Source organism: Streptomyces sp. NPDC049813 (assembly GCF_044465085.1).
In the GTDB taxonomy this organism is placed as follows: domain Bacteria; phylum Actinomycetota; class Actinomycetes; order Streptomycetales; family Streptomycetaceae; genus Streptomyces.
In genome coordinates this window covers 224372-235998 of sequence record NZ_JBITLI010000012.1, presented here as the reverse complement: position 1 = coordinate 235998, position 11627 = coordinate 224372, and the positions used below count along the sequence as shown (strand labels likewise).

Sequence of the window (11627 nt, the reverse complement as noted above, 5' to 3'; positions counted from 1 at the left end):
TTCATCCCTGGGTTTGCTCGATGGCTTCGCGAAGCACCAGGCGGTCGTCGAAGGGACGCACCACCCCGGCGATGTCCTGGCCCTGTTCGTGGCCCTTGCCCGCGACGAGCACCGTGTCGCCGGGCCGGGCCCGGGCGACGGCCGCGGCGATGGCGGCGGCCCGGTCCTCGAAGACGGCGACGTCGCCGCGCTCGTGCGCCGGGACGTCGGCGGCGCCCGCCAGCATGGTGGCGAGGATGGCGAGGGGGTCCTCGCCGCGCGGGTTGTCGGAGGTGAGGATGGCCGTGTCGGCGAACCGGGCGGCGGCGGCGCCCATCGGCATCCGCTTGGTCCTGTCCCGGTCGCCGCCGCAGCCCAGCACGATGTGCAGCTTGTTCTCGGTGACCTTGCGCAGCGCCCGCAGGACGGACTCGACGGCGTCGGTCTTGTGCGCGTAGTCGACGACGGCGAGGTACTTCTGGCCCGCGTCCACGCGCTCCAGGCGGCCCGGCACCCCGGGGACGGCGGCGACGCCGTCGGCGGCGGTCTGCGGGTCGATCCCGGCGACGGCGAGGGTGACGACGGCGGCGAGGGTGTTGGCCACGTTGAAGGCGCCCGGCAGCGGGGCCCTGGCGGCGATCCGCTGCCCCTGGGGGCCGACGACGGTCAACGTCGAGCCGAGCGGGCCGACTTCGACGTCCTCGGCGCGCCAGCCGGCGTCGGGGTGGCCCTCCGCGGAGAACGTGACGACGGGGTACCCCGCCGCCGCGCACTGGGAGACCAGCCGCCGCCCGTACTCGTCGTCGAGGTTCACCACACCCTGTTTGCTGCGTGCGTGTGTGAACAGCTGCGCCTTGGCCTGGAAGTAGTCCTCCATGCCGGAGTGGAACTCCATGTGCTCCGGGCTGAGGTTGTTGAAGACGGCGACGTCGAAGACGCAGCCGTCGACCCGGCCGAGCACGAGGGCGTGGCTGGAGACCTCCATGGCGACGGCCTCGACGCCGCGCTCGCGCATGACCGCGAAGAGCGCCTGGAGGTCGGTGGCCTCCGGGGTGGTCCGCTCGGACTTGATGCGCTCGTCGCCGATGCGCATCTCGACGGTGCCGATGAGCCCGGTCGAGCGGACCGACTTCAGGCCGCCCTCGACGAGGTACGCCGTGGTGGTCTTGCCGGAGGTGCCGGTGATGCCGATCTGGAGCAAATCCGTGCCCGGGTGGCCGTAGATCGTGGCGGCCAGCTCGCCCATGGCGGCGCGCGGGTTCTCCACGACGAGCGGCAGCAGCCCGGCCTCGGCGACGCGGTCGGCGCCGGCCGGGTCGGTGAGGGCGGCGACCGCGCCGAGGGTGGCGGCCTGGGCGGCGAAGTCGGCGCCGTGGGCGCGGGCGCCGGGCAGGGCCGCGTACAGGTCGCCGGGGCGCACGGCGCGGGAGTCGTGGGTGATGCCGCGGACGCCGGGGAGGCTCGCTGCCGCGTCGGCCGTCCGGGGCACGGGGACACCCAGCTGAGCTGCCAGTTCCGCGAGGGGGGTGGCGGAGACCTCGACCGGCCGCGGCGGCCCGGGATACGTCACGGGTGCGCCCTTCTGGGTGGTTTGGGACTGATCAGCGTGTGGCACGGCGGTGAGCGTACCGGGCGCACCCCCCGCTGGGCTAAAAGAGGGCCCTCGGCGCGCAGCACCGTCGTTCGAAGGCGGTGCCGGGCGGCGGGCGGGAGAGGGGTGCGGCGGCCGGTGGTTCCCGGCGTCCGGGGTGTTGGTTGTCACGAGCTCTTCAGGGTGTCTTCACCGGGTGAGGTGATCATGGTCACGGCAGGTACTGGCCGTCATGGCTTGAACGTGACGGGCAACCGTGCGGACTTGGTGCCCGTGGGCGGGACTTGGAGGGTCTTCAGGGCGAACTCCATGACCTGCTTGTAGATGGGCCCGCAGATCTGACCGCCGAAGTAGCTGCCCCGGGTCGCGTTCTGGATGGCGCAGTAGACGGTCACGCGCGGCTTGTCGGCGGGCGCGAAACCGGCGAACGAGGACGTGTACCCCTTGTAGCGGCCGGTGTCGGGGTCGACGCGGTTGGCGGTGCCGGTCTTGCCGGCGACGCGGTAGCCGGGGATGCGGGCCTTGGTGCCGGTGCCTTCCTCGTCGTCGACGACCGACTCCAGCATCTTCGCGACCGTCTTGGCCGTCCTGGCGCTGACGACCCGGGTCTCCTTGGGCCGGGGCGCGGGCGTGAACCGGCCGTCGGGGCCCTTCTCGCCCCGCACGAAGGTCGGTTCGATGCGGACGCCGTCGTTGGCGATCGTCGAGTACACGGAGGCCGCCTGCATGGCGTTGATGGAGAAGCCCTGCCCGAAGGGGATCGTGTACTGCTGCGACGTCGACCACTTGCCGGCCGGGGCGAGGATGCCCGCGGTCTCGCCGGGGAAGCCGAGCCCGCTGGGCCGGCCGATGCCGAACTTGCGCAGGTAGGAGTAGAGGGTCCGGTTGGCCTTCGGCTGGGTGGCGCCGAGCTGGCCGGTGGCGAGGATCGTGCCGATGTTGCTGGACTTGGCGAGGACGCCGTTGAGCGTGAGGTGCCAGGTCGCGTGGTCGATGTCGTCCTGGAAGAGCCGGTCGCCGCGGTGCAGCCGGTTGGGCACCGTGACGTGGGTCAGCGGCGTGGCCGCGTTCTCCTCCAGGATCGCCGCCATCGACATGACCTTGGCGGTGGAGCCGGGCTCGAAGGCGTCCTGGAGCGCGGCGTTGCCCAGGGCCGTCGCGTTCGCCTGCGACAGGTCGTTGGGGTCAAAGCCGGGCGCGTTCGCCATCGCCAGGACCTCGCCGGTCTGCGTGTCCTGCACTATGACGTAGCCGCGGTCCGCCTGGGACTTGGCGACCTGCTCGCTGATCGCGTCCTGCGCGGCCCACTGGATGTCACGGTCGATGGTCAGCTCGACGTCCGAACCGGCCACCGCGGGCTGCTCGGTGCTGCCGGCGGTCGGCACCTGCTGCCCGCCGGACTGGGCGTAGCGGATCTTGCCGTCCTTGCCCGCGAGCTTCTTGTCGAGCTGCTGCTCGACACCGCCGCCGCCCTTGCCGTCGGCGTTGACCCAGCCCAGTATCCCGGCGGCGAGGTCCTTGTTGGGGTACACGCGCTTGCTGCTGGGGTCGGCGAGGACCCCGGCGAGCACGCCGCCCGCCCGGCCCTCGGCGTTCGCCTTGTCGTTCAGCGTCGACCTGAGGTCCTTGATCTGCTTCCAGACCTGCGGCGTCTGCCGGGCGGCCAACCGCACGTACCGGGTGTCCTTGGTCCGCAGCTTCGCGGCCAGCTGGCCCGCGTCCACCCCGACGATCGGCGACAGGAGCGCCGCCGCCTGCTCGGGCGCGTCCTTGAGCCGGGTGGCCTTCTCGGTGAACAGCGTCGGGTCCGCGGTGATGTCGTACGCGTCCACGCTCGTCGCCAGGGAGACGCCGCTGCGGTCGGTGATGTCGCCGCGCTCGGCGGCGATGGTGTGGCTGACGTACCGGTTCAGCTCGGCCTTGGCCGCGTACGCGCTCGCGTCGACGCCCTGCACCTGCAGGAGCCGTACGACGAAGACCAGCAGGACGAGCGTGAGGCCCAGGCTCACCATGCGCAGCCGGGGCCGGGGGCTGCCCAGGCGCAGCGGAGCGCTCGCCCGGCCCGCCCCGGCGCGCGGGCGCCGCGCGGCGGGGCGCCCGCCGGGGCCCGGGCGCCGCTGGGGAGCGGGCCGGGACGTGCGGGCCGAGCGCGCGGGTCCTGGCACGCGGCGGCGCGGGGGCTCCCTGTCGGTCATGGCGTCACCTGCCGGGGTTCGAAGGAGCGGGGGCCGCGGGCGTCGCCGGGGCCGGCTGCGCGGGCACGGGGGTGGGGGCGGCGGGCGGCGCCGTGGTCGGCTGCGGCGCGGCCGGGGACGTGGCGAGGGCCTCCGGCGGGGGCGCGGGCCGGTACGCCGGCGCGGTGAGCGCGGCCTTGCTCGGCACCCCGCGGACCGTGCCGTCCGGGGCGAGGAAGGCGGGGTCGCCGCCCGTCACCATGCCGAGTTCGCGGGCGCGGCGCCGGAGGGCGTCGGGGGCCGAGTAGGAGTCGACGTCGCGCTGGAGTTGCTGTTCGTCGTCGGTCAGCTCGGTGGTCTGCTTCTTGAGCTTGCTGAGCTTGAACGATCCTTCGTTGAGCGAGGAGTTCAGCAGCAGCAGGGTGATGAGGCCGCCGCCGAGGAGCAGGACGACGAGGAGGACGAACGGGGTCCGCGCGGCCTGCGCGCCGCCGCCCGGCGCGACCGGCAGGAGCCGCGCCAGCCGGGCGGCCCGGCCGGCGGGCGGGGCGCCGGCGCCGCCGGGTTTCCTGGGTTTCCCGGCCGGGGGTGCTTGGGCCGCGGGCGCCTTCGCCTTGGGGGCGGGAGCGCGTCCGGGACCCCGGGCGCCGCGGGCCCCTCGCGCTCTCCCGGCCTCGTTGCCGTCCTTCGAGCCGCTCCTGGCGGTCATGACCACCTCTCCACGCGCGCGTGCCTCACTCGGCGACCTCCTCGCGGATGCGCTGCGCACCCCGCAGCCGTGCCGGAGCGGCCCGGCGGTTCTCGGCGACCTCTTCCTCCGTGGGGAGTTCGGCACCGCGGGTGAGCAGCTTGAGCCGGGGCTGGTAGCGCTCGGGGACGACGGGCAGTCCGGGCGGCGCCGTGGTGGCGGCACCGGCCGCGAAGACCTGCTTGACCAGCCGGTCCTCCAGCGAGTGGTACGACAGGACGGCGATCCGGCCGCCGACCGCGAGCGCGCCGACGGCGGCGGGGACGGCCCGCTCCAGCACGCTCAGCTCGCCGTTGACCTCGATGCGCAGCGCCTGGAAGGTGCGCTTGGCGGGGTTGCCGCCGGTGCGCTTGGCGGCCTGCGGCAGTGCGTCGCGGATCAGGTCGACGAGCCGGGCGCTGTTGCTGAACGGCTCCTTCTCGCGCTCGCGCACGATGGCCGAGACGATCCGCTTGGCCTGCTTCTCCTCGCCGTACTGGCGCAGGATCCGCACCAACTCGCCCGGCGCGTACGTGTTCAGGACCTCGGCGGCGCTCACCCCGGCGCTCTGGTCCATGCGCATGTCCAGCGGCGCGTCCTGCGCGTAGGCGAAGCCGCGGTCGGCCTCGTCGAGCTGCATGGAGGAGACGCCGAGGTCGAACAGGACGCCCTGGACGCGCGGGATCTCCAGCCGCTCCAGGACCTCGGGCAGCTCGTCGTAGACGGCGTGCACGAGCGTGGCCCGGTCGCCGAAGCGGGCGAGGCGCTCGCCGGACAGGCGCAGCGCTTCCTTGTCGCGGTCGAGGGCGACGAGCCGGCACGAGGGGAAGGTGGCGAGGAGGGCCTCACTGTGCCCGCCGAGGCCGAGCGTGCAGTCGACGACGACCGCCCCCGGCTGGGCGAGTGCCGGGGCCAACAGGTCCAGGCAGCGCTGGAGCATCACCGGAACGTGTCGCTGACTCAAGGGGCCCTCTCAGGTCCGGCGGGCGGTCGTACGCACTGCCGGGTCCCCGCCCGCTCCTGAAGGGGATGGGGTCCGTCGGCGCCGGGGAAGGGACGCCGGCCGACCGGAGCGGGAGGAGGCCGAGCCGTACGTACGCGCCGCGCACGCGGGGAGCGTCCGGCGGCGCCGGGATCTCCGTGTTGCTTCGTTATTGGGGTTCGGCGTCACTTTAGTCCACGGTGCCCCTCGGTCAATCAACCGCCCTGCGCGTCGCGGACCGGCGGGTGGGCGCCGCGCGGCCGGCCGGTTCACCCGTTCGGACGCGGCCGGGCCCGGCTGTGGAGTGGCTCACAACAAGGCGCGATCACGTTCTTTGTCCCCTCCCACAGCGGGCTCCGGGCGTCCCCGCCGACTACCGTCGTCACCATGACGACTTCTCCTGCCAGCTCCTCCGACAACGCCATAGCGGGCGCCGCCTCCGTGACCGACCGCTGTGTCGAGGCGAACGCGCGGTACGCCGCCGCGTTCAGCGACCCCGGCCTGAGCGCGCGCCCCGCCGCGCGCGTCGCCGTCGTCACGTGCATGGACGCCCGCCTCGACCTGTACCCCGCGCTCGGCCTGGAACTGGGCGACTGCCACTTCATGCGCAACGCGGGCGGCGCCGTCACCGACGACGTGATCCGGTCGCTGACCATCAGCCAGCGCGCGCTCGGCACCCGCAGCGTGCTCGTCGTCCACCACAGCGGCTGCGGCATGGAGGGGCTCGGCGAGGAGTTCCGGCACGAGCTCGAACTGGAGGTCGGGCAGCGGCCCAGCTGGGCCGTGGAGGGGTTCGCCGACGTCGAGCAGGACGTCCGGCAGGCCGTCGAGAAGGTGCGCACCTCGCCCTTCCTGCCGCACACCGACGACGTGCGCGGCTTTGTCCTCGACGTGAAGACGGGCGAACTGCGGGAGGTCCAGCCCCGCTGACCTCACAGCAGGCATGCCCTCAAAAGGTCGTAAGGCCTGACATATCGCGGCCAGTTGTCCACAGGCGAGTGACACGAACCGGTTACGGCAACAAGAATGCGTGTGTGGCACCCCGCGCGAGCGACGGAACTCCTCGCGCGTGGTGTCCGTGTTTCGGGGTGGGCCGGTCACGCATCGCAGAGCGTCGGCCCGGGAGCGTAGGGCCGAGGAGGGCCGGGTGACGACCTATGACGATCGAGCGAGCCTCACTGATCTGACCACCACCGTGGAGCGGGTGCGCGAGTCGGTGGAGGGTGTGATCGAGGGCAAGCCGGAGGTCGTACGGCTTTCGCTGACGGTGCTGCTGGCGGAGGGGCACCTGCTCATCGAGGATGTGCCGGGTGTCGGCAAGACGATGCTGGCCAAGGCGCTGGCGCGGTCCATCGACTGCTCGGTGCGGCGCATCCAGTTCACGCCCGACCTGCTGCCCTCGGACATCACCGGGGTCTCCATCTGGGACCAGCAGCGCCAGGACTTCGAGTTCAAGCCGGGGGCGATCTTCGCGCAGATCGTGATCGGCGACGAGATCAACCGGGCGTCCCCGAAGACGCAGTCCGCGCTCCTGGAGTCCATGGAGGAGCGCCAGGTCACCATCGACGGCAGGACCTACGAACTGCCGAGCCCCTTCATGGTGGTGGCCACGCAGAACCCGGTCGAGATGGAGGGCACGTACCCGCTGCCCGAGGCCCAGCGCGACCGCTTCATGGCGCGCGTCTCCATCGGCTATCCCAGCCCGGAGGCCGAGTTGCAGATGCTCGACGTCCACGGGGGCGCCTCGCCGCTGGACGATCTCCAGCCGGTGGCGCACGCGCACGACATCGTGAAGCTGGTCGACGCCGTGCGCACCGTCCATGTCGCCGACCCCGTCCGGCGCTACGCGGTCGACCTGGTGGCGGCCACGCGCACCCACCCGGACCTCAGACTCGGCGCGTCGCCGCGCGCGACGCTGCATCTGCTGCGCGCGGCCAAGGCCGCGGCGGCGCTCGGCGGCCGGGAGTACGCGCTCCCCGACGACGTGCAGGCGCTGGCCGTCGCGGTGCTGGCGCACCGGCTGCTGCCCACCGCGCAGGCCCAGTTGAACCGGCGCACGGCCGAGCAGGTCGTCCACGACATCCTCCAGCGCATCCCGGTCCCGGCGGCCGAGACCCGCGCGCCCCAGGGCTATCCCACGGCTCCTCCGCTCTACGGCCAGCAGCCGCCCGGCGCCCGGGGCCTGTGATGGCGGCAGGGGGGTACCCCGCGGCGGACCCCGGGGGCGGTTTCACGGGCGGCGACAGCGCGCCGGACGGTACGGGCGGCACGACGGACGGCACGGGCGACAAAGGGGACAAGAGCGGCCTGCGCACCGCGCTCGCCGGGCTGACCACACGCGGCCGGTCGTTCCTCGCGGCCGGGATCGCCGCGACGGTCTGCGCGTACGTCCTGGGGCAGAGCGATCTGCTCCGGGTCGGTCTGCTGCTGACGGTCCTCCCCCTGGTCTGCGCGGGCGTGCTGTACCGCACCCGCTACCGGGTCGCGGGCAGCCGCCGCCTCTCCCCGGCGCGGGTGCCCGCCGGTTCCGAGGCGCGGGTGCACCTGCGGATGGACAACGTCTCGCGGCTGCCCACCGGCCTGCTCATGCTCCAGGACCGGGTGCCCTACGTGCTCGGGCCGCGCCCCCGCTTCGTCCTGGACCGCGTCGAGGCGGGCGGCCGCCGCGAGGTGTCCTACCGGGTCCGCTCGGACCTGCGCGGCCGCTACCCGCTGGGCCCGCTGCAACTGCGCCTCACCGACCCGTTCGGCATGTGCGAGCTGACCCGGTCCTTCGCCACGTACGACACCCTGACGGTGATCCCGCACGTGGAGCCGCTGCCGCCGGTCCGGCTGGCCGGCGAGGCCACGGGGTACGGGGACGGGCGGCAGCGCTCGCTCGCGCTGGCCGGTGAGGACGACGTGATCCCGCGCGGCTACCGGTACGGCGACGACCTGCGCCGCGTCCACTGGCGCTCGACGGCCCGCTACGGCGAGCTGATGGTGCGTCGCGAGGAGCAGCCGCAGCGGGCCCGCTGCACCGTGCTGCTCGACACCCGCGGGCCGGCCTTCCAGGGCGCGGGCCCCGACTCGGCGTTCGAGTGGGCGGTGTCCGGCGCGGCCTCCGTCCTGGTCCACATGCTGGAACGGGGCTTCTCCGTCCGGCTGTTGACCGACAGCGGCAGCGCGGCACCGGGCGAGGGCACGGACGGTTTCGCGGGCGTCGGCCAGGGGTCGGCGGACGCGGCGGGCCTGCTGATGGACACGCTCGCCGTCGTCGACCACTCCGACACGTACACGCTCTCCGCCGCCTACGACGTGCTGCGCGGGGGCAACGAAGGACTTCTGGTCGCCTTCTTCGGCGACCTGGACGAGGAGCAGGCCGCGGTGGCCGCACGGATGCGGCAGCGCAGCAGAGGGGCGATCGCCTTCCTCCTGGACGGCGCCGGCTGGTCGCAGGGGCCGGGCGCGCCGGTCTCACCGCAGTGCGCGCGGCGGCTGCGTCTGCTCCAGGAGGCGGGCTGGACCGCGGTGGCCGTGCCGCCGGGCGCCTCGGTCGTCTCCATGTGGCGGCAGGCGGACCGCGAGCGCACCGGGACCGCGGCGCCGACCAGCACGGGAGGCCGGTCATGAGCGGCGGTGCGCGGCTGACGGTCTGTGCCACGCTGGCCACCTTCCTGGCCTCGTGCGCACTGCTCCCCCTTGTCGACAGGTCGACATGGATCCTCCAGGCCGGGATCCTGCTGGTGATCCAGGCCGCGGTGGGCGCCGCGGCCCGCAGGGTGCCGCTGGCGCGGCCGCTGACGGTCGCGGCCCAGGCCCTGGTCTCCCTGCTGCTGCTCACCCTCGTCTTCGCGCACGAGCAGGCGCTCGGCGCGATCGTGCCGGGCCCGGAGGCCTTCGGGCGGTTCGGCGCGCTGCTGGAGGCGGGCGGCGACGACATCGGCCGGTACATGATCCCGGCGCCGCTCACGGACGGCATCCGGCTGATGCTGGTCGGCGGCGCGCTGGTGATCGGCCTCATGGTGGACGCGCTCGCGGTCACCTTCCGCAGCGCGGCGCCGGCGGGCCTGCCGCTGCTGGCGCTGTACTCGGTCGCCGCGGGGCTCTCCGACAGCTGGATCGACTGGCTGTGGTTCCTCGGCGCGGCCGGCGGCTATCTGCTGCTCCTGCTCGCGGAGAGCCGGGACCGGCTGTCGCAGTGGGGCCGGGTGTTCGGCGGCACCGGGCGGGTGCCCGGCGGACCGGGCCAGGACGGCCGGACCGGCGCGCTCGCCCCGGTGCGCACCGGCCGCCGCATCGGTGTGCTGGTGCTCGGCATCGCCGCGATCGTGCCGTACTTCCTGCCGGCCATGGACGGTGGCCTGATCGGTCCGTCCGGCTCCGGTGTGGGCCCCGGTTCGGGCGGCGGCGGCACCATCTCCGCGGTCAACCCCCTGGTCTCGCTGCAGAACAGCCTGAACCAGCCGGAGGACCGCACGGTGATGTCCTACCGGACCGATGCCGAACAGACCTCCGACATGTATCTGCGGATCGTCGCGCTCGACGAGTTCGACGGCACGACGTGGCGCCCCTCGGTCCGCAGCATCACCGACGTGCCGTCCCCGCTGCCGGGCCCGCCGGGCCTGGACGCGGGCATCGGCAGGACCGAGGTCAGGACCCGGATCTCCGCGGCCGACTGGTACGCGCAGGACTGGCTGCCGATGCCGTACCCGGCCACCCGGGTGGCGATCGACGGGCGCTGGCGCTTCGAGCAGGTCGGCCGGACCCTGGTGGGCGACCACGGGCAGACGACGCGCGGCAAGTCGTACACCGTCGACAGCCTGATCGTGCGGCCGACCGCGGAGCAGTTGCGGGACGCCGGGGCGCCGCCCGCGGACATCGCGCGCGAGTTCACCAAGGTGCCGGGCTCACTGCCGGACGTGGTGCGCAGGACCGCGCAGCGGGTCACGGCGGGCGCGACGGACAACTACGAGCGCGCGGTCGAACTGCAGGACTACTTCGCCGTGAACGGCGGCTTCACGTACAACACCGAGGTGCAGGCGGGCAGCGGGTCCGCGGCCATCGCCCGGTTCCTGAAGCAGAAGGAGGGCTTCTGCGTCCACTTCTCCTTCTCGATGGCGGCGATGGCCAGGACGCTGGGCATCCCGGCCCGGGTCGCGGTCGGCTTCACGCCCGGCTCCCCGGCGGGCGGGGGCTCGTACACGGTGGGCCTGCGCGACGCGCACGCCTGGCCGGAGCTGTACTTCGAGGGGGTGGGCTGGACCCGCTTCGAGCCGACGCCGAACCGCGGCTCGGTCCCGGAGTACACGCAGGACACCGCCCCGGTGGGCGGCCCGAGCGACCCGGCGGCGCCGAGCGCGTCCGCCTCCTCGGCGCCCTCGGCCGCGCAGCCCTCGTCGTCGGAGAGCTGCTCGGCGGCGCAGCGCCGGGACGGCAGCTGCGGTGACACGTCTCCGGCGGTCGCCGGGGAGACCCCGGACGACGGCCCGCCGATCGGGGGCATCCTGCTGGTGACCCTGGCCGCCCTGGTGGTCGTCGTGGTGCCGCTGCTGCCGATGATGTGGCGGCGCCGGGTCAGATCGCTGCGGCTCGGTCCGGCCGGGCGGACGGACACCGACATCGGCGCGCGCACGCTGGCGGCCTGGCGGGAGGTCACGGACACCGCCTGGGATCACGGCATCGCCCCGGACGAGGCGCGGACCCCGCGCCGGACGGCGGACCGCATCGTGCGGCTGGGCCAGCTGGAGCCGCCGGCCGCCGCGGCCCTCGGCCGGGTGGCCCGGGCGGTGGAGCAGGTGCTGTACGCGCCGCGGCCGGTGCCGGTCGCGGGCCTGGGCGAGGACGTGCGGCACGTGTACGCCGCGCTGCACGCCAAGGTGAGCGGCCCGGCGCGGCTGCGGGCGACGCTGGCGCCCCGCTCGGCCGTCCGGGTGGTCTGGGCGCTCTCGCGGCGCTGGGAGTCGTTCCGGGTCCGGCTCCGGGAGCGCTGGTCGGCGGTGCTCGCCCGGCGCTCCCGCCCTCACCCGACGGGGCAGGAGAGTTGACCGCGGCCGCTGAGCACGGCGTGGGGCCCCGCCCCCCCCGGGGGGGGGGGGCCCCCGGCGCGTTGCCGGACCTCAGTGTGCCGGGGCGGCGACATGCCCGGGCAACCTAGGGACAATGCTCCGGGGAGCGGGTCCAACCCCCCCCCGC

Annotated in this window: 8 protein-coding genes; 4 read left to right on the top strand and 4 right to left on the bottom strand. The window is 74.2% G+C overall.

Translation table 11 applies throughout. The features are described from left to right. Nucleotide 1 precedes the first annotated feature (1 nt). From ACIBW6_RS24460 to rsmH, 4 genes are all read right to left on the bottom strand, one after another. The gene (locus tag ACIBW6_RS24460) at nucleotides 2-1741 is read right to left on the bottom strand and encodes a UDP-N-acetylmuramoyl-L-alanyl-D-glutamate--2,6-diaminopimelate ligase (protein ID WP_399063003.1); all 1740 of its coding nucleotides are present in this window, start codon (nucleotides 1739-1741) and stop codon (nucleotides 2-4) included. Between the two features lie 59 nt (nucleotides 1742-1800). After that, on the bottom strand, nucleotides 1801-3765 hold the full coding sequence (locus tag ACIBW6_RS24455) for a peptidoglycan D,D-transpeptidase FtsI family protein (protein ID WP_399063001.1): 1965 nt from the start codon (nucleotides 3763-3765) through the stop codon (nucleotides 1801-1803). A 4-nt stretch (nucleotides 3766-3769) separates the two neighbouring features. Then, nucleotides 3770-4267 (bottom strand): hypothetical protein, encoded by a 498-nt coding sequence (locus ACIBW6_RS24450; RefSeq protein WP_399063120.1) that lies wholly within the window; start codon nucleotides 4265-4267, stop codon nucleotides 3770-3772. Nucleotides 4268-4478: 211 nt separating this feature from the next. Continuing rightward, nucleotides 4479-5435: a 16S rRNA (cytosine(1402)-N(4))-methyltransferase RsmH gene (gene rsmH / locus ACIBW6_RS24445; RefSeq protein WP_399062998.1), complete on the bottom strand. Its 957-nt coding sequence runs from the start codon at nucleotides 5433-5435 to the stop codon at nucleotides 4479-4481. Nucleotides 5436-5840: 405 nt separating this feature from the next. Between rsmH and ACIBW6_RS24440 the strand changes: the two genes are divergently transcribed. The 4 genes from ACIBW6_RS24440 (at nucleotide 5841) to ACIBW6_RS24425 (ending at nucleotide 11479) form a co-directional block, all read left to right on the top strand. Next, nucleotides 5841-6383: a beta-class carbonic anhydrase gene (locus ACIBW6_RS24440; RefSeq protein ID WP_399062996.1), complete on the top strand. Its 543-nt coding sequence runs from the start codon at nucleotides 5841-5843 to the stop codon at nucleotides 6381-6383. Between the two features lie 217 nt (nucleotides 6384-6600). Continuing rightward, nucleotides 6601-7641 carry an AAA family ATPase gene (locus tag ACIBW6_RS24435; protein ID WP_399062993.1) on the top strand — a complete coding sequence of 347 codons (1041 nt, stop codon included), beginning with the start codon at nucleotides 6601-6603 and terminating at the stop codon, nucleotides 7639-7641. Continuing rightward, nucleotides 7641-9065 carry a DUF58 domain-containing protein gene (locus ACIBW6_RS24430; protein ID WP_399062990.1) on the top strand — a complete coding sequence of 475 codons (1425 nt, stop codon included), beginning with the start codon at nucleotides 7641-7643 and terminating at the stop codon, nucleotides 9063-9065. Before ACIBW6_RS24435 ends, ACIBW6_RS24430 begins: the two co-directional genes overlap by 1 nt. Then, a complete protein-coding gene (locus ACIBW6_RS24425; RefSeq protein ID WP_399062988.1) occupies nucleotides 9062-11479 on the top strand; it encodes a DUF3488 and DUF4129 domain-containing transglutaminase family protein in 2418 nt (805 codons plus the stop codon). The genes ACIBW6_RS24430 and ACIBW6_RS24425 overlap by 4 nt, the downstream gene beginning before the upstream one ends. The last annotated feature ends 148 nt before the right edge of the window (nucleotides 11480-11627 follow it).

Bases quoted from the DNA above. Each gene is read 5' to 3' on its own strand.
- ACIBW6_RS24455 (WP_399063001.1), bottom strand. From the start codon at position 3,765: ATGACCGACAGGGAGCCCCCGCGCCGCCGCGTGCCAGGACCCGCGCGC.
- ACIBW6_RS24440 (WP_399062996.1), top strand. From the start codon at position 5,841: ATGACGACTTCTCCTGCCAGCTCCTCCGACAACGCCATAGCGGGCGCC.
- ACIBW6_RS24430 (WP_399062990.1), top strand. From the start codon at position 7,641: ATGGCGGCAGGGGGGTACCCCGCGGCGGACCCCGGGGGCGGTTTCACG.
- ACIBW6_RS24425 (WP_399062988.1), top strand. From the start codon at position 9,062: ATGAGCGGCGGTGCGCGGCTGACGGTCTGTGCCACGCTGGCCACCTTC.